The organism is Kitasatospora sp. NPDC048540, assembly GCF_040651175.1.
Classification (GTDB): Bacteria; Actinomycetota; Actinomycetes; order Streptomycetales; family Streptomycetaceae; genus Kitasatospora.
Genome location: NZ_JBEZIR010000118.1, coordinates 1 through 18,491, shown reverse-complemented (window position 1 = coordinate 18,491; position 18,491 = coordinate 1). Strand labels below are relative to the sequence as shown.

Annotated in this window: 14 protein-coding genes and 2 pseudogenes; 11 read left to right on the top strand and 5 right to left on the bottom strand. The window is 69.6% G+C overall.

The window, feature by feature from the left end; all coding sequences use genetic code 11:
- Positions 1-50: 50 nt before the first annotated feature.
- On the bottom strand, positions 51-2,225 hold the full coding sequence (locus AB0D08_RS32205; protein ID WP_051812567.1) for a transglycosylase domain-containing protein: 2,175 nt from the start codon (positions 2,223-2,225) through the stop codon (positions 51-53).
- A gap of 1,159 nt (positions 2,226-3,384) precedes the next feature.
- Here AB0D08_RS32205 and AB0D08_RS32200 point away from each other — a divergent pair.
- The 11 genes and pseudogenes from AB0D08_RS32200 (at position 3,385) to AB0D08_RS32150 (ending at position 14,780) form a co-directional block, all read left to right on the top strand.
- On the top strand, positions 3,385-3,741 hold the full coding sequence (locus AB0D08_RS32200; RefSeq protein ID WP_149038175.1) for a hypothetical protein: 357 nt from the start codon (positions 3,385-3,387) through the stop codon (positions 3,739-3,741).
- Positions 3,742-3,773: 32 nt separating this feature from the next.
- On the top strand, positions 3,774-6,131 hold the full coding sequence (locus AB0D08_RS32195) for a transcriptional regulator (protein ID WP_359893788.1): 2,358 nt from the start codon (positions 3,774-3,776) through the stop codon (positions 6,129-6,131).
- 107 nt (positions 6,132-6,238) lie between these two features.
- Positions 6,239-6,787, top strand: a complete 549-nt coding sequence (locus tag AB0D08_RS32190) for a helix-turn-helix transcriptional regulator (RefSeq protein WP_033820481.1) — start codon at positions 6,239-6,241, stop codon at positions 6,785-6,787.
- A 159-nt stretch (positions 6,788-6,946) separates the two neighbouring features.
- A complete protein-coding gene (locus AB0D08_RS32185) occupies positions 6,947-7,342 on the top strand; it encodes a hypothetical protein (protein WP_149038143.1) in 396 nt (131 codons plus the stop codon).
- A 294-nt stretch (positions 7,343-7,636) separates the two neighbouring features.
- Entirely contained in the window at positions 7,637-10,465 is a 2,829-nt protein-coding gene (locus AB0D08_RS32180; RefSeq protein ID WP_359893786.1) for a LuxR C-terminal-related transcriptional regulator, read from the top strand.
- Between the two features lie 470 nt (positions 10,466-10,935).
- A complete protein-coding gene (locus AB0D08_RS32175; protein ID WP_233289027.1) occupies positions 10,936-11,658 on the top strand; it encodes an HAD family hydrolase in 723 nt (240 codons plus the stop codon).
- Positions 11,659-11,788: 130 nt separating this feature from the next.
- Positions 11,789-12,646: a hypothetical protein gene (locus AB0D08_RS32170; RefSeq protein WP_359893784.1), complete on the top strand. Its 858-nt coding sequence runs from the start codon at positions 11,789-11,791 to the stop codon at positions 12,644-12,646.
- A gap of 26 nt (positions 12,647-12,672) precedes the next feature.
- Positions 12,673-12,804, top strand: a pseudogene (locus tag AB0D08_RS32165) (IS5/IS1182 family transposase); the annotation flags it as partial.
- Between the two features lie 140 nt (positions 12,805-12,944).
- Positions 12,945-14,213 carry a putative adhesin gene (locus tag AB0D08_RS32160; RefSeq protein ID WP_149038316.1) on the top strand — a complete coding sequence of 423 codons (1,269 nt, stop codon included), beginning with the start codon at positions 12,945-12,947 and terminating at the stop codon, positions 14,211-14,213.
- A gap of 55 nt (positions 14,214-14,268) precedes the next feature.
- Positions 14,269-14,430: a hypothetical protein gene (locus tag AB0D08_RS32155; RefSeq protein ID WP_158515551.1), complete on the top strand. Its 162-nt coding sequence runs from the start codon at positions 14,269-14,271 to the stop codon at positions 14,428-14,430.
- Positions 14,431-14,489: 59 nt separating this feature from the next.
- On the top strand, positions 14,490-14,780 hold the full coding sequence (locus AB0D08_RS32150; RefSeq protein WP_359893782.1) for a hypothetical protein: 291 nt from the start codon (positions 14,490-14,492) through the stop codon (positions 14,778-14,780).
- A gap of 73 nt (positions 14,781-14,853) precedes the next feature.
- Here the strand turns inward: AB0D08_RS32150 and AB0D08_RS32145 are convergent, their stop codons facing one another.
- The 4 genes and pseudogenes from AB0D08_RS32145 to AB0D08_RS32130 all read right to left on the bottom strand — a co-directional run.
- Entirely contained in the window at positions 14,854-15,927 is a 1,074-nt protein-coding gene (locus AB0D08_RS32145; RefSeq protein WP_033822295.1) for a polyprenyl synthetase family protein, read from the bottom strand.
- Positions 15,928-16,062: 135 nt separating this feature from the next.
- Positions 16,063-16,956 carry a mevalonate kinase gene (gene mvk / locus AB0D08_RS32140; RefSeq protein WP_158515559.1) on the bottom strand — a complete coding sequence of 298 codons (894 nt, stop codon included), beginning with the start codon at positions 16,954-16,956 and terminating at the stop codon, positions 16,063-16,065.
- 20 nt (positions 16,957-16,976) lie between these two features.
- Complete coding sequence (locus AB0D08_RS32135; protein WP_051813194.1) at positions 16,977-18,149, bottom strand: hydroxymethylglutaryl-CoA reductase, degradative; 1,173 nt, start codon at positions 18,147-18,149, stop codon at positions 16,977-16,979.
- Between the two features lie 194 nt (positions 18,150-18,343).
- A pseudogene (locus tag AB0D08_RS32130) lies at positions 18,344-18,491 on the bottom strand (alpha-isopropylmalate synthase regulatory domain-containing protein); the annotation flags it as partial.

Here is an 18,491-nt window from a genome sequence, read left to right as displayed (position 1 = left end):
GGCCGGGCGGAACGGACGAGGGATGACGGACACGCCCTCCCGTCGGCGGCTCAGGATGTCCGGCGACCCGGTACGACCGGGTTCCCGGTGGTGTCGGTGGTGGTGCTGTCGTCGGTCGGGGTGTCGCTCGAACGGGGAGTCGTGGCGCCGCGGCCCGTGGTGGAACCGCGGGTGGGGGATTGTTCGGCCGGGTCGGACGGCGGGTCGAAGGCCGTGCTCGGAGAGGGGACGGCGGTGGGCGCGGCCGGAGTGGCGGGTGTGGGGGACGGGGTCGGCTTGCGGGTTGGGCTCGGCCGAGGAGTGGACGGTGTGGTGGCGGGGGCCTTCGGCGCGGGACGGTCGGCCGGTTGCGCGAAGTCGGTGACCGGCGTGCCGGCCAGCGCGGCCTTGGCGTAGGCGGCCCAGATCTGGGCCGGGAAGCGGCCGCCCGCGGCCTGGCCGGTGCCGCCGACGCCGTCGAGGGCGACCTGCTTGCCGGTTGCCGGGTCCTGGCCGAACAGGGCCACCGCGGTCACCAGTTCGGGGGTGTAGCCGACGAACCAGACCGAGCGGGAATTGTCGGTGGTGCCGGTCTTGCCGGCGGCCGGGCGGTCGATCTGGGCCCGGTTGCCGGTTCCGCCGGGGTCGGCGATCACTCCGCGCAGCATGTCTGTGGTGGCGCGGGCGGTCTCCGTGGTGACGGCCTGCGCCTGGTGGTGTTCGGGCAGGGCGACCGGTTCGCCCTCGTGCTGCAGCGCCTGCACGATCCAGGGATCGGTCTGCAGACCGTCGTTGTCCAGGGTCGCGTAGACGCCCGCCATGTCCAGGGCGGAGGGGGTGGCGACGCCGAGCGTGATCGCGGGGTTCGCCGCCAGTCCGGGGGTGCCGGAGGGCAGACCGAGCGCGACGGCGGTGTCCCGGACCCGGGCCAGACCGGTGTCCTGGGCGACCTGGGCGAACACGGAGTTGACCGACCAGTCGGTCGCCTGCTGCAGGGTGATCCGGCCCCAGTTGCGATCGCCCTCATTGGGCGGGGCGTACGGGACGCCCTTTCCGCCCTGAACCGGGCGCCGACTGGTGCCGTCGTACACGGTGTCGGGGGTGATCGGGGTGCCGCCCTGGGTCTTTGCCCCGCTGTTCAGGGCCGCGGCCAGCGTTATCGCCTTGAAGGTGGATCCGGCCTGGTAGTCCCGGCGGGTGGCGTTGTCCACCCAGTGCTCGGTCGCGTCCTGCCCCCCGTACAGGGCGAGGACGGCACCGGTGCCCGGGTCCACCGATGCGGCGCCCGCCTGGACGGCGGCGTCCGCGGGCCGGGTGGACGGCGTGAGCTGGTCGGTGAGCTGGGTGCGGACGGCGTCCTGGAGCTGCTGCTGGCGGACGGGATCCACGGACAGGGTGATGGTGTAGCCGCCGTGGGCGAGTTGGGCGTCGGTGAGGATCTCGTGCGAGGTGAGGTACTCGGTGGCCTCGCCGACCAGGTAACCCGTCTGACCCGAGAGACCGGAGGGTTTCCTGGGCTCCAGGACCGTCGGAAAGCCGAGCCCGGCCCGTTGGTCGGCGGCCAGCCAGCCCTCTTTGACCATGCCGTCCAGCACGTAGTTCCAGCGGGCGACGGCGTTGCGGTGCCCCTGCGGAGTGGCGGTGGACACGTCGAAGGTGGCGGGGGCGTTCAGGAGCGTGGCCAGGTAGGCGCCCTGGGCGGCGTCGAGCCGGCCGGGGTCCACGCCGAAGTACGCCTGGGCGGCGGCCTTGATGCCGTACGCCCCGCGGCCGTAGTAGCAGGTGTTGAGATAGCCGGCCAGCACCTCGTCCTTGGTCTCGACGGCGTCGACCCGGATCGCGATGAACATCTCCTTCACCTTGCGGCTGATGCTCTGGTCCTGGGTGAGATAGGTGTTCTTGACGTACTGCTGGGTGATCGTCGAACCACCCTGCGCCCCCTTGCCCCTGGCCGCGTTCACGACGGACCTCAGGATGCCCTTGGTATTGAGCGCGCCCTCCTCGTAGAAACTCCGGTCCTCGGCCGCGAGGGTCGCGTGCCGGGCGGGGACGGAGATCTCGTCCAGCGGGACGTTCTGCCGGTTGGTGTCACCGGTGCGGGCGAGCAGCGTGCCGTCGCGGTACAGCCAGGTGTTGCTCTGGGCGGTGGCGGCCGCGTGGGCGTCGGGAATGCGCACCACGGAGATGCCGACGGCGACCGCGCACCCGGGCACCAAGGCGGCGAGCGCCACGATCAGCAGGATCATCCGCCAGGTCGGTATGAGCCGGCGCAGCCCCGTACGAGGCCGGCGTCGCAGACGGCGGAGCCGGAGTCCGCGCCGGACGGCCTTGATCCACGTGCGGGGAGACATCTGCAACGGGCCCTTTCTGTACGCCCTGCGAGGCCGCTCGCCTGGATGCGCCCGGCCCGCTCGATCCCCGAACCGGGCTCAGGAACGACCCGGTACCAGGAATGATGTCGGGCGCCGCGCGCCACGCCCTGCCCCAGGGCGTGGCGCGTAGGGACGCCGGACCGGAGGATCGGGGCAGACATCGGTGCCCCGGCCGCCGTCCGCTTCGGCTGCCGCGGTCTCGGTCTCGGTCGCAAGGTAACCGACCGGTAACTTTTGTGTCGTCAGACGTCACCCCGACAGTCCGTACGGCAAGGTCGCGGCCCGGTGCCACCGCACCATGAAGGAGGTCCGTCCGCATGTACGAGGGGGAGGCCGCCGACCGTCCCGAACCGGGTCTCGCCCGATCGGCGCAGGTGCCGCCCACGGCCACCAGCGTGGCGTGGAGTGAGGTGTGGGATCCCACCGGCATCGCCCACCGGTACGGTGTCGTCGGCGCCTTGCTGGGGGCGGGTATCGACGCGGCCCGGATACAGGTGTTCCACGATCCGGAGAGCGGTGGAGCTTACTGGGTCGTCGCCCTCGGGGGCGGACGTCTGGCCGTACTGACCGACGACACCGAGGAGCACGCGGGTCATCTGGAGGGACCGTGGCCGTTCAAGGCGGTGTTCCTCAGCCCGGACCGAGTCCGAACGGAGATCGCCCACTCGATCAACGATCTCACCGCTCAGACCGTCACGTGGTGCACCGAGGCCCTGGCGCCCCGGGCGGCTCCTGCCGAGGGTGAGGGGCCCGACGTTCGTCGCCGCCTCCTACGACTCCATCGGGGGCGATGCCGGCTGGAATGCCATGCTGCGGGAACGCGCGGTGTGCGACGGCTGTGGGGACCGGTACCGGCTGGAGAACATCGGACTGTGCACCGGATGCATGAGGTACACCTGCTACGCCTGCGGCGCCCACGGGTCCTGCGCCGGCGAGACTCTCTGACCTGCGCCGTCGGCGGTCCCGGAGTCGCCCGAGGAATGCTTTATTAAGAATCTCTAGGTTCCTAGATCGATGTCGCTATGCTTCTCTTGTGACTTCTTACGGCGATGATCTCGGGCGGGTGGAGAGGGAGCTCCACGAGGCGGAGCGGGAGCGGGACCTGCTGGGCGTGCGCATCGAGGGGCTGAGGGCCCAGCGCGACGCACTCAGGCGGCTCGTCGAGGCACCGGTCATGCAGCAGCGGGAGATCAAGGACCTGACGAAGGCCGAGGCGATCGTCAAGGTCCTGCAGTCGTCCGAACGGCCGATGGGCCTGGGCGAGATCGCGCAGGCGCTGACCGCGGCGGGCAGGAGGACGAACAGCAACGGTGCCTCCGTCTACCTCGACGGCCTGCTCAAGGCCGGCCGCGTCGTACGGGTCCGGCGCGGCCAGTACCGGGCGGCCTGAGAACACCGTCGAGCGAGCGAGGGAAGACGAGCATGACCGCAACGACGCCCGGCCTCCCGGATCCGGTGGACCCGGTGGACGCGCTGCTGAACGCCGGACCGCGCCGCGCCGCGCCGCTGCCCGAGCCTGCCGAGCGGGTGTGGTTGAGGACCGCGTACGGCCTCACGAAGGCCGAGACCGCCAAGGCCCTCGCCGTGTCGGCCGGCACGTTCGCCGCCTGGGAGTCCGGGCAGCGCGACCCGCAGGGCGAGGGCCGCGCCGCCTACGCGAAACTGCTCGAAGGCATCGCCGACCGGCTCGCCCGGGCGGCCGGGAGCACGCCGCAGCCGGTGGCGCCGCAGGCACCCACCACCGGTCCCGACCGGCAGCCCGAACCCGCCGACGCGTCACACCCGGTGGCACTCGACCACAGCAGCAGCGGCGCGCCGGTGATGGCGGAACCGGCACCCTGCGTGCGCTGCGGGCAACCGTCGGTCTACCGCGCCGGCGGCCGACCGATGCACCTCGGGGGCTTCTGCCGCCCCGCCGCCGCACCGGCCGTACCTGCCCCTGGCCCCGCCGCCCCCGGCCCCGGCCCCGCCCCGGCCGCCGGGACGGCGGTCCGCAGGCCGCCCGTCCGTCGGACCCCGCCGCCGCGGGCACGCAAGGCCCCGTCGAAGCAACCGGCCGCGCAAGCCCCCGCGGCGGACTGGGAGCAGGCAGCCGCAGCCCGGTTCCCGGCCGGCCCGCTCGCGGTACTCGACATCGCCGTCGACGGCCGCACCCTGGCGGCACACCTGCCCGACGGCACCCCTGCCGCGCAGGAACCGACCGGCCGCACCCTCACCGACGTCCTCGAGTGGGCGCTCACCGCCGGGCTCGGCTCCCCGCGGCTGCACCGGCACGGCAAGGACGGCGACCCGCTCCTCGTCCTCACCGACGCCGCCGCCACCGAGCTCGGCCTGCCCCCCGCCGGACGCGAGAGGAACGACTTCGACCAGCGGGCCAACCGCCTCCCCGACAACCACCGCGTCGTCAAGGCACTCGCCAAGGCGGGCTGGCTCCTCACCCAGCGCGGCCTCGGCCCGTGGGCACGCGTCTACCGCACCCCCGAGGGCGGACGACGCGAATGCGTCCAACTGTGCGTACCGATGTGGGGAGCCCTCGCCTCGGGCGGCTGGCAGATCCCCGACGGCCTCGACGCGTCCGGCCTCGCCCGCCTCCTCGGCGGCTACGCCGAGCGCGTCCTCACCCCCCGCGGCTCCACCGCCGTCTGCGGACTCGAACTCATGACCGCACTGCGCCCGCCGACCAGGGCGGTGCGCACCGATTCCGGCTGGACCTCCGGCACGGTCGAGGGATCGCTGCACACCGCCGTCGACGCGGCGCCGCCCGAGGTGCCGGACGAGCACCCCCTCGCCGAGGGACGCGCGGCGGGCGACGTGCTGGACGAGGAGGCCTGGGACTGGTTCCGCGCCCCCGACGAGGTCGGCGACGCGGAACGCGCCCTGCCCTACGCGGTCGGAGTGGACGTCAACACCGCGTTCCTCGCGGCCGCCGGCCGCCTGTCCGTGGGCCTGTCCGAACCGGTCCACGAACTCCACCCGGCCTTCGAGCGGAAACTGCCCGGCTCCTGGCTGGTCGACCTCTCCGGGATCGAACTCGACCCCCGGCTGCCGAACCCCTTCACCCCGACCGGCGAGCGCCCGGCCGGACCCGCCTGGTACGCCACACCCACCGTTGCGTACGCGGTCGAACTCGGAGCCGCGGTCAGGCCGCTGGAGGCCTGGCTGCGCCACGAGGCGGGCCCCTACCTCGACCCGTGGCACAAGCGCCTGCGCGAGGCCTACGTCACCACCATGGCCGGCCTCGGCGTCCCGCTGACCCTGGCGGACGAGGACCCGCAGGCCTTCCTGGACGCCATGGCCGCCCTCAAAACCCAGGGCGACCCGGTCGAACTCGCCGTCCTCACCGCGGTCAAACAGACCGCGAAGGGGGGCATCGGCAAGCTCCGCGAACGCCCCCGCGGCCACGGCTACCGGCCCGGCCAGCGCTGGGCCGCCCTGGAACGCCCCACCTGGCGCCCCGACATCCGCGCCGCCGTCATCGCCACGGCCCGCGTCAACTTCCACCGCAAACTCGCCAGGACCGCCGCCGCCACCGGCCGCTACCCGCTCGGCGTCCTCTCGGACTGCGCCGTCTACGCGGCCCCCGGCCCCTCCGCGCTGGACATCCTGCCCATCACCCCGGACGGCAGACCGGTCGCCGGGGCGCTGCGCCTGGGCGCCAGCCCCGGGCACGTGAAGTCCGAGGGCACCCGCCCGATGCCCGACGTGCTGGAGATGCTCGCCGAAGGCGTCAACCCGGCCCGCCACATCAAGACCGGCGGTGCGGCCTCCGCCGACGAGTAGCCTCCGACCGTCAGCCGGGGCCGGTCCACGGCCCCTGCAGGCCCCCGCCCGGGCCACCGACCGCACGACCACCGGCCGCCGCACGGCCGTCAGAGAGGAGCCCCGTCGTGGGGGAGATCGACGAAGGCCTGGAGCGGGTCGAGCGCACCAGGCCCATCCCGCAGTCGCTCGGAGCCCGGATGCGATTTCTGCTCAAGGGCGTCAGAGGCTCCACCAGAGCCCTCGCCACCGAACTCGGCGTCTCCCAGCGCACCGTCCAGCGCTGGATCAAAGGCACCTCCACCCCCAAGCCGCAGGCCGCAGCCAAGATCGAGCAGCAGGTCCGCTCGAAGTGGCAGCCCCGCGTCAAGAACCGCGTCCGCAGGAACGCCGAGCGCAACGGGTTCGTCCTGCACGTCCAGGCCCAGTTCGGCTACGCCTCCGCCGCCGGTTCCACGGACGACCCCCGCCTGCGGACCATCACCCAGAAACTGCCCGGCGACGTGGCCCGCCGCCTCTACGCCGCCCGCGACGCCGGAGCCACCCACACCCAGCAGGAGCAGCTGCTCGCCCAGGCCCTGCAGGAGCACTACTTCAAGGACGGCGGACGCCGGGCCTCCGGCCTGACCGCCGAGATCAACGGTATGAACTGGGCCGACTTCGAGATCGACGGATGACCCCCGGCCGGGGGCTCCGGCGGACCGCGTCGGCCGGGCGGCCGGCACGAACGCTCCGGCGTCCGCGTAAACGTGAGACAACCCACAGTGACTGAATTGTCATGCGCATGGCATGCTCGGTGCCAATCAACCGGCTCTGATTCAAAGGAGAACAGTGCCATGATTTCCCGCATCGCAGGTCTGATGGTGACGGCGGCCGGGGTCCTCGCCCTCACAGCGGCCCCATCCAGCGCCACGGCCCCGGTGGAGCCGTCCTGTTCCACCCTCGCCAACATCCCGTGCGCCTGGCACCAGCTGACCGACAACGGGATCGTCGGCTCGGCCCAGATCAGCGCCGCCGACAGCCAGCTGACCACCCTCAGGGTCGAGGTGAAGACCCAGCAGGCCTGGGGCAGCCCCTGGGTGACGGTCGCCTCGGCGACCCTCACCCGGAACGGCTCGGTCCAACTGAGCACCCCCGCCGTCACCACCAGACTCCGATCCCTGGTCTGCGCCACCGGCGGCCCGGCCGAACAGCCCGAACTCCAGACCACCTCCTGCACCAGCCCGCACTGACCGCCGGCCGCACACCCGCAGCCCGCCCCGCCCTGACACGGGCCCGTCGGCCGGACCGCCCGGCAGCCCGTGCCCGCCGGTCCCCGACCGGCCGGGGATGACGGACACGTCCAGCGCAGACAGCGGCCCGACCCCTGGAGAGCACCACCAAAACCAGCGGGTCGGGCCTCTGTGCCTGCCCATCTGTGCCCGTCCAGAGGCGGATCACCGCCGAAGAGGACAATGGGTCACAGGCAGGACGGCTGCGTTTCGTGGCCGCGGCTCGAGAGGTCCTGCCCGTGGAGGGATGAAACGGTGGAGTCGGGTGGCGGGGAGTGGCAGCAGGCTTTCGCAGGGCGGGCGGATGAACTGCGCGTGCTGGCCCACTGCCGTGCCACGGCCGCGGCGGCCGAGCCGTGGGTGGTGGTCGTCGAGGGACCCGCGGGCATCGGGAAGACGGCCCTGGTACGGCAGGCACTGGGAACGGGGGCGGACGGCCTGCAGGTCTGCTGGGCATCCTGTGACCGGGGCGAACGGGACTTCGGGTACGGAGTCGTGGGACAACTGCTGCGACACCTGCCCCGCGAGACGCCAGGACTGCCGGAACTCGTGCGGGGCCTGGCCGGGGCGGGTTCACCGCTCGCGGTGGGCCACGACCTGTTGGAGGTGGTGACGGCAGCCGCCGAGACGGCACCGGTGGCACTGGTGGTGGACGACGTGCCGCTCGCCGACGACCAGTCGCTGGACGCGTTGGCCTTCGTGGGCCGCCAGCTGTTGGCGGAGCGGGTCCTGATGGTGCTCACGGCCCGCATGCCCTACAGCGGCTCCGAGGTGTCCGGCACGGACGAAGCGGAGGAGTGGTCCCGGACGTGGCGGGGCACCGAACGGGTGCGCCGGCTACGGCTGGGCGGGCTGGACCTCAAGGAGGTCGGTGACCTGGTGCGATCCGCAGGCGGCCCGGCACTGAGCCGCGCCGAGCTGAGCAGGCTGTGGGAGCAGACCGGCGGACACCCCCTCTACACCCAGACGCTGATGAGACAGGTCGGTGCCCGGGACCTGACCGACACCGCCCGGTCACTGCCCGTCCCGGCCTCGCTGGAGGCCTCGATCCGCCAGGTCCTGGCGGAACTGCCCGGTCCTGCCCGAGACCTGGTGTGGGCGCTGGCCGTTCTGGACACCAAGACGCCGCCCGCCCTCGCCTACCGGCTCGCCGACGTGGACCCGGCCGCCGCACTCGGCCCCGCACTCGCCTCGGGCCTGATCAGCCGCGAACCACATGACCCCGAGGCCCGCATGGGCATCCACCACCAGCTGCAACGGGAAGTGATATACCGGGCACTGTCACCCACCAACCGCCGCGACCTCCACCGCCGGGCGGCCGATCTGGTCGGCGGCGATGCCGCCTGGGCCCACCGGGTCGCCGCAGCAGGTCCCGATGCCGCCCTCGCCGACCAGCTCGCCGCCGAGGCCGACCGCCATGCCACCGCGGGCCGACCTGCCCGTGCCGCGACCCTCCGACTCTGGGCGGCCGACCTGTCCCCCACCCGCGAGCAGCGCGAGCAGCACCTGCTCACGGCCGCCACACTCCTCGTGGTCCACGAACGACACGGACGGTTCAGGACACTGCACGGCGCACTCGAAGCGTGCAGCCCCACACCCCGCCGCGACGCACTCCTGGGCTTCCTCGCCGGACTGCGCGGCGACACCGCCACCGGCGTGAAACTCCTCGCCCGGGCCGCAGCCGGCACCGACACCGAAACCGGCATGCTCGCCGCCAGCTGGCTCGCCGCCGTCCACATCCTGCGCGGCGACGGACCTCAAGCCCTTGCCGCACTGCGTCCGGTCATCGACCGCCTTCCGCCCGGCCACACCGGCATGGCACTCGGCATGCAGTCCTTCGCCGCCCTCTTCACCGACGGACCCGCCGCAGGGCTCACCGTCCTGAGCAACGCCGGCCTCCCCGACGACGCCGCGCGCGTGCCTCACCACGACAGCTTCCTCCTGATGTTCCGCGGCACCCTGAGCGTGCAGGCCGGCCTGCTCAGATCCAGCGCCGCAGACCTGACGGCGCTGATCTCCCGCCAGGAAACCCACCCCCAGCTGTCGCTCTCACCCACCGAACGCTACGCGCTCGGCTTCGCCCACTACCTGGACGGCAGCTGGGAGGACGCCCTCATCGCCGCCGACCAGGCACTGGCGGTCTCCCAGATCAGCGACCACCGCCACGGCGTGGCCCCCTCGCACGCCGTCGCCGCGATGGTCCACGCCCAGCGGGGCCAGGAGGACGAGGCCCGGTCCCACCTCGACGCCTGCCGCCGCCATGTCCCGCCCTTCACGGAACTGGGCGCCGTCTACCCCGCCATGGCCGAAGCGGTCCTGGCCCAGGCCCGAGGCGATCGGCAGGCCATGGCCCGGGTCCTGAAGCCGCTGGACCCCACCGCCGGCGGAAACACCGGGGCCTGGCGGGTGATCTGGCTGCCTCTCCTGATCCAGGCACTCACCTCCAGCACTCCGCCCGCCGCGCCCCTCCACCCCGACGACCTCGAGCGCCTGCAGACCACCCTGGCCCTCTTCGACGGCCTCGCCGCACAGGCGCCCTCCCTGACGCCGACCGCGCACTGGCTCCGCGCCCGCGTCGCGACGGCCCGAGCAGACACCCCCACCGCCCTGGCCCACTACCAGGACGGCCACACGGCACCCCGGGAGCCCGACGGCGACGTCCCCTTCCACCGCGCCTTCCTCCACTACGACCATGCCCGCCTCCTGCTTGCCGACCCGAACGCGCGCGCCGCCGCCGTCGACCACCTGCAGGAGGCACACCGCCGCTTCACCGCTCTCGGCGCAGCCCCCTACGCCCAGCGCGCCGCCGGCTTCCTCGCAGATCTCACCGGCACCGCGGACACCGGTGGCGGCACTCCCGACGGATGGACCGTCCGCACCGGGGCGTCGGATCGCCTGACCGGGCTGACCGGGCGTGAACAGGCCGTCGCACACCTCGTCGTGCAGGCGCTGACCAACCAGGAGATCGCGAGACAACTGCTCATCAGCTCCAAAACCGTGGAGTACCACCTCGGCCACGTGTATTCGAAGCTCGGGGTCACCGGGCGGCGGGAACTGCGGCGCGAATTCCAGGAACTCGGCTGAGGCCCGCCGCCCGGGATTCCTGGAGCGATGTGCTGCCTCTTGGGGCAGAGGCCGGACGCCCTTCGCTGCGCATAGTGGTCCCCAGGCCAGGCTCCAACCCACACGGGGAGACCTCGATGTCTTGGACGGACGAGATCGATCGCGTCATCGAGATCGACCACGTGCAGATCGCCCTGTGCCTCCCGGCCGGTGACCGGGGTTTCGCCGACTTCCGCGCACTGTGGCTCGCGTCGGCCGCCGACGAGCCGGCGTCCGTGATCGCGGCCCCCGCCGGAAGGGTGCCGGGCCCCCTCCGTTCGACCGGCCGGTGCGGGCCTTCCCCGCCGGGAGACCCCCCCCGGGCCGGCGGGCACGGCGCCTACGGCGTACGCCGTCGTGGTCCGGATCGATCCCCAAGATGACATCGATGATGTGCGGCTGGCCTCGCATGGCTGTGGTTTCCAGCTGCCGGGAAAGGGCTGCGACTCTTGGTGCAATTGTCTGGACGTCCCTTGACGGGCGGCTCGCGCGAAACTGAGAATAAAGTTCCGCGCGCCGTTGTATTTGATCGCGACAATACGCTCGTCGAGCTGGATCGAAAAATTGCCCACCGTTACAGGTGTGAGATTTCCTCGGCAGCTCCCGGCCTCTCCTTGGAAGCTTTTTCCGAGTTGTGGTCGGGATGGCAGGGGGGTTGGCCGCGCGCAAGGGAGGATGAGCCGGAGTTTTGGTCGGAGTTCTGGGGAACCCTCGCTGCCCGGCATGAAATATCCAGCTCATCAATTGCTCGTCTCGTTGAACTCGGATCGCTTTACCACCGATGCTTCCGGGCCTTCCCGGACGCTCTCGAATGCTTGACGACTCTTCGCGCCCAGGGATTTTCCCTCGCCGTCCTCACGAATTTCAGGCTCCCCAGCATCGACCTCGTGCTCGAAAGCTCGGGAATCGACCCGGGCCTGTTCGAGGTGATGGAGTCCAGCAGCTCTCTGGGAATCCGGAAGCCGGACCCCGGATGTTATCTGGCGATTGCAGAAGTTCTAGGAGTTCCACCGGAGGACTGTGCGTACATCGATGACCTCGCCGAAAATGTCAGAGGGGCAATCTCTGCCGGACTGTCCTCGTGCTGGGTCGTGGATCGAGATCGGCGCGACAGTTCCGGAGATATCCCGACGATCGGCAGCCTGAGACAGCTCCCGCCTCTTCTGCTTGGATGAAATTTCGGAAAATCCGGGGAGCTCCGAACCGAGACCGACCGCCCGCTCTCCAGCAATTGGATCACACATGCAGCCGCCGATTCCCGACAGAGATGATTTCATCAGGTACCCGATCGATAGAATCCACCGGATGATCTATGATCAGAAACTGAGCATCTCGCTCCTGCTCAACGGGACGCGTAGATGGTACATATCCACACGCCTCACGTCGCCGCCGACCGATGATGCTTACCTGACGGACTGCCTTGACGCAACGCTCTGCGGCCTGGCGGACCTCATTCTTCTGCTGACCGGCCATGGAATCCACCGGATATTCTTGCCGACCTACTCATGGCACCAGTCACCGGAGAACCCGAACCCGACACGGCCGCCGGAAGTGCATAAATTCCTCATCGAGGGAATCAAATCACTGGTGACTCACCCCAGGCTGGTCGATGCCTACAGGGAATCCGGGACCTCGCCCAGGTTCTACGGTGATCTCGGGCGGTCAGCGCCATGGATCAGGAAATTGGTTCTCGAGCAGCCGAACTTTACCGTGGATAGCCCCCGCCACTACGTGCACTACGGCGTGGACTCCGACAGAAGCCCTCATGGCCACGGTCTGGAGATCGCCTACGAGTTCGGGAAGGAGAACGGCAGGGCGCCCACCCGGGAGGATATGATAGGAGCGTACTACGGCGACCGTGGTGTGCGTCCTCTGGATATTCTTGTCGGTGCGGGTAGATTTTACTCCCGCATGGGTGTTCCCTATCTTTTGGACGGGGAGGAGAACATCTATGCGACAGCCGTCACGCCTCTTGTGATGACCGAAGAAGCTCTCAGGAAAATTCTGTACGACTTCCTGTTCATGCGGAGCGACCGGGCTCGGGACTACCGGCACACGAGCCAGGACGGGATCGATCGTCTCAGGGAGTACGAAACGTCCAACCGCAGTACGGTCATGGGGCTTTCTCGCATGTCCGACGGCCTGGTCTATCCGGAACTCTAGTTGCAGAGGCGCCGGCCGACATCAAGGGCCTGGGCAAACTCCGCTACGTGGTGGAGTAGACCTTCGCCCTGCTCCACCAGTCAAAGCGTCTTGCCGTCCGCTGGGAACGACGCCTCGACCTCCACGACGGCCTCGTCTCCTCGGCCTGCTCGCGAATCGCTGCCCTGACGTTCCATCTTTACTGCCCGGCGCTCCTCCTCATAGGCGTTGGAGGGATAACTTGCAACCGTGATAGTACGGACGTGCTGGTGGATCCAAACCTCGCGAGCTTAAGGCACTTTGAAGGGATTTAGCAATCGTGAAGGATATATTCATTGCAGGGCATGGAATTCTTGAACTGGGCGCTCCCTACAATCTTCCCGCCTGGGTCGAGGTGTCATATTACGCCGACGCCGGACAAATCCTGCTCGGCGCCAATGCCATCGCAGCCCTTGATTCTTCCGGAAAACTCGGAAGTCGCCAGACATCCGTGGGAAAGGAGGATCGAACCGTCCCGAACTATACGATAGAGCCATTTACCGACCAGGAAATTTGTCGCGTTTTGGCAGGGAAGCGCAAAGGGGTGAAGCTTTATATTGCGGGATACTCGGCGCCTGACGATCCTGAAATAGGAGACCTCAAAGCGAAGGGCCCAATTGCTTTTAACTTCGCCCTGCGTCAGCTACGCAAGGATCATCCGGGAGAAGATCTTCACGTGCACCTGCTGCACTGTAGGGTGGAGAATCTGGATAGGCATCCACGGGACGAGTTGAATCCCCTTCGCACAGTGTCCTTCGGAACTGAACCGATGGAAGAGATAGACAAAACTGCCAGAAAGAAGAAGGCCCTTCCTGAATTTGCTCCGGACGACCAGAGGCGCATACCGAAGCGGCGGCGAAAAGTTCAGAAGATGGCGGACACCTATACGAGCGGCGACCCGCACAGTGCTCTGCAGCATCTCATCATGAGCCCCGAGGCGGAAGCTTCTCAGCTCATGTCCCTGGGCGCAAGAGGCGATCTGCTATGGGATGCCGTAACTCCTAAAGGTTGGGAGGAGTATAAAGCCAGCGGGGCGAAGTACTTTGCGGATGTCCTAAAAGATTCCAGCGTGCTTTATTCTGTCACTCTATGGGAGGCTGCGCAGAATGTGCAGTATCGCAACGCATTCTATTCCTATCTGAACGGGCCGGCGGAAGGAATAACTCCGGAAATTCGCGCGGCGGCTGATCTCTATTTCTATATCGCGCCAATCGTTGCGAGGTGGTCAATAACCGATGAGGAGATCGAGGAGGTGTCCCGATTTGTCGAGGATCACATCCCCCCGCCTCCACTCCCATCGGAAACCCTTTCGGCGTGGCAGGGCCTTTGCTATCTGAAAGAATATCTAAAAGTGGGAAACTTTGACGGTATGGCCGCGATTGGATACGAAGAAGTCACCGCTGAAAACGCCGCCGAAGCAGCGATATCACTTCCATCCGAAATGCTGTCGACGGCCAATGAAATGCTTACCGACCTCTATTCGTGGAGTGGACTTCAGCAGGCTTGGGAAAGATTTCCTGAGGATGTGTCGAATGCTCTCATTCGATGACCCGGCGGCGAACTGGGACGACGAATCCGCTGGCGGGATCCTCTCCTGAGATCGGGTGGAGACGGAGACGTTGGTCGAGGCCTTCACGCTGGGAGGCAACGGCGCGGTGGAGTTCGCCAGTGGAACTTCACTCGGCCGGCTCGCGGCGGACTCGACGCAGTTCCTCGCGCTGATCGCCGGTCAGCGCTTCCGCCGGCCCCGGTCGCTGCGGCCCTGATTGACCCAGCCCCGCAGAATATGATAGGAGCGTACTACGGCGACCGTGGTGTGCGTCCTATGGATATTCTTGTCGGTGCGGGTAGATTTTACTCCCGCATGGGTGTTCCCTATCTTTTGGACGAGGAGGGGAACATCTATGCGACAGCCGTCACGCCTCTTGTGACGACCGAAGAAGCTCTCAGGAAAATTCTGTACGACTTCCTGTTCATGCGGAGCGACCGGGCTCGGGACTACCGGCACACGAGCCAGGACGGGATCGATCGTCTCAGGGAGTACGAAACGTCCAACCGCAGTACGGTCATGGGGCTTTCTCGCATGTCCGACGGCCTGGTCCATCCGGAACTCTAGTCGCAGAGGCGCCGGCCGCCGATACTTCGGAGGGTGCGGCCCTGCCGGCCCGTCGGCCGTGTCGACGGGCCGGTCACCTCGTGCGCTGGACGACGAAGTCGGCGAGTGCGGTGAAATGGCGGCGGACCGGCTCCGGTGCGGCGATCTCGTCGAGCGCGGCAAGGGCACTCCGGTGCTGGCGGCGGGCCTCGCTCTCGGCCCACGCCCGACCGCCGGCCGTCTCGATGAGTGCGGCGAGGGATGCGAGCCGCTGCTCGCCGTCGGCGTCGCCGTGCCCCCCGGCGAGGCGGTGGGCGAGTTGGCGCGATGCCGCGCCGGCGTCGTTGAGAGCGGCGCAGACCGGCAGGGACTTCTTGCGCCGGATGAGGTCGTTCCAGCGCGGCTTGCCGGTGACGGCGGGATCACCCCAGATCCCGAGAAGATCGTCCACGGCCTGGAATGCGAGTCCGAGGTGGTGGCCGAAGCGGTCGAGCGCGTCAGCGGTTGCATCGTCGGCGCCTGCCAGGACCGCACCGATCGAGCACGCGCAGGCCAGCAGCGCGCCGGTCTTCCCGTCCTCCATCTGCAGGCACTCCTGAAGGCTGATGACGTCGCGTTGCTCGTAGGCGAGGTCGCGGGCCTGCCCGTTGACCAGCTGATAGTTGGCGCTGGCGAGCCGCTCCAGCGCCCGGGCCGTGTCCCGGGACGTGGCGCCGCAGGACGGAGCCTGCACGATGACGCGGGTGGCCAGGGCGAGAAGTGCGTCGCCGGTCAGGACCGCCTGAGCGGCACCGAAGACGGTCCAGGCGGTCGGGCGGTCACGGCGCAGCTCGTCGCCGTCCATGAAGTCGTCGTGCAGGAGCGAGAAGTTGTGGATCAGGTCGACCGCCACGGCCCCGGGCACCCCGAGATGCGCGTCCGCTCCCGCGGCGAGGGTTCCCAGTAGTGTCAGCGCCGGCCGGACCGCCTTTCCCCCGTGGTCGGAGGTGGCGTTGCCGCAGAGGTCGTTCCAGCCGAGGTGGTAGCCGGCGATGACGTCCAACGGAGGTGTCAGGGTGCCGATCGCCTCCCGCAAGGCGGGTGTGTAGGCGGCGCGGGCGTGTTCGAGCAGGACGGGGACGGTCACCGGAGGCGCGGGGGCGGGGGAGAGGAACAGCGTGTCTGTCATACGGCAACCTCGTGGTGTGCGGGGCGGTCTGCTCAATCTAATGTCGAGATCGACCACCCTCCTGAATCCGTCAGGATGGTGGGCGGGCATGAATTCCTGGCCGGCCGGATTCCCTTGCGGCCATGTGTTCCGGCGTCAATTTCGGTGGTTCGTCGCGTCCTCCGGTTCACTCCGGTTCATGCGAGTGAGGAAGACCTCGAACCCGGAGTCCCGCAGCGCCGTGCAGATCCGGGGCCCGCGCGCCCCGGCGACGGCGATCATCGCCCCTCCGTGTCCGGCGCCGGTGAGTTTGGCTCCGGCAGCCCCCGCCTCTCGGGCGATCGCCACCATGCGGTCCAGCGTCGGTGTCGACATACCCAGGTCCCTCAGCTCCAGGTGGGCCGAATTCATGGCGTCTCCCAGGTCCGCCACCTCGCCGTCGGCGAGTGCGGCACGGGCTCTGCGGGTCAGCTCGCCCAGCCGTGCCATGGGCCCGGGGGAAGAGTTGCTCTGCGCGGGCCGGTGACCGACCGCGTCGACCTGCGCCGCGGTGGAACGACGCTGGCCGGACTGGGCGATGACCAGGTCGAACGGTTCTCGTACGTCGAGTGGCAGAACCAGCGGCTCGGCTCCGGGCTCGAACCAGATCGGCCCGGTGTGGACGACGGCTCGGATGTCGAGCCCCGAGGACCTGCGGTGGAAGGCGTGTTCCACCTCGGTGGCCAACCGCATCACTTCGGTGTCGGTGAGTTCCGTGCAGGACAGGGCCGCGACGGCGCGCACGAGCGCGACGCTGAGTGCGGCAGAGCTGCCCAGCCCGCCGCCCGGGGGCAGTCGGGACTCCGTGTGGACGGCGACCCGGCACGGGTCGAGGCCGAAGGACACCGCCGTGGTCACGAGCGCCTGCCGCAGTGACCGGTCGCCAGGCAGGTCGTGAGCGTCCTGGCCGAGTTCGGCGACCAACGTCAACCGGCGCGGCACGGCGGTCGCGATCGCGGGGTGGCCGCACAGGACCGCGTGCTCTCCGAGCAGGATGACCTTCCCGGGCACGTGCTGGACGCTGCGGGCCCTCACGGCGGTGTACCGGGGCCGGAGTCACGACAGCGATGATGAAGGGCCATGTGACCTCGCTGGATTCCCTCTCCGGCCAGGGCCCGTAGGGCGGCGAGGTTCTGGGCGAGTCCGACGGCGGCCATCACGGCCGCCAGTTCCCGCGCGCCGGAGACCTCGAGCAGCCTCAGCGACAGGGTCGCGCGCGGGTTGGCCCGGATCCGCTCACCGACCGTACCCACCGCGAGCGGTGCCTCGAAGGTGCCGTTCAGCCGCCCGTCCTCGTGTTCCCAGACGGCGATCGGCCGGTACCGGCCCGTACGCGCCGCATGGGCGTGGGCACCGGCTTCGATCGCGCGCCAGTCCTGGCCGGTGGCGAGGGCGACGGCGTCGATGCCGTTCATGATGCCCTTGTTGTGGGTGGTCGCGCGGTGCGGGCTCATCTCCGCCAGGGACGAGGCCGCGACGATGCGGCCGGCGATCTGCGCGCCGGAGTGCTCGGCCGTGGCCAGCAGCGCGTCGGGGATCGAGACGCGTGCCCTGGCCAGCCGCCGGTCCGCCAGGTTCGAGAGGATCCGGATACCGGGCACCCCGCCGGTCACCGCCAGCACCTCGGGAGTGAGCGCCTCGACCAGGGTGTTCACGGCGTTCGCCCCCATCGCGTCGCCCACGTCGGCCACGACGTGGACGAGCAGGCTCCCGTCCGGCAGGGCCTCGGCGCTGATCGCGCACGCGCCGCCGCCGCGCGCCACCATCCGTGGCTGCAGCCGGCGGGCGGCCGCCACCAGCCGGCCTGCGTTGTCGTGCACACGTGCCGCCGACGCCTCGGCGTCGGGCACCTCCAGGACGTGGATCTGACCGGTCATCAGCGAGGGGTCCGCCTCGGCGGAGACACCGCCGCACGCCCGGGTGAGCCGCGCCGCGTTCGAGGCGGCAGCCACCACCGACGGCTCCTCGGTCACCATGGGGACGAGCCGGTCACGGCCGTTGACCGTGAAGTTGACGGCGACCCCGTAGGGCAGCGCGAAGACCCCCACCGCGTTCTCGATCATGAGGTCGGCCGTGGACAGCGCAAGCGGTGCCTCACTCGCCAGGAGCTCGCACTCGTGTCTGCTGAGCCGGGCCGCCTCGGCGAGTACCCGGGCCCGTTCGCGCAGCGGGAGACGGTGGAATCCGGGATGGCGGGAGGTCATGACGTCCTCCGGCGGTCGGGGACCGGATGCGGCGGCTGCGCCTGCCACCGGGATGCTCCCGGGGCCGCGTGCCGACCGGATCTGCCGCGCTGCCGCAGCAGTTCCGGCAGCGCGATGTGCCACGGGAAGAGGTGCCGGCCGGTGCGGTCCGCCGGTTCGGCCTGACCGGTTTCCGGACAGGCCGTCGGATCGGGACGTCTCGCCCGGTTGGCAGCGGAGACGACGGCGTTGACGGCGGCACCCATGCTGTTGGAGTCGATGCCGACGCCCCACAGCACCTTGCCGTCGACCGCGCACTCGACGTACGCGGCCGCCTGGGCGTCGCCGCCCTCGCTCAGCGCG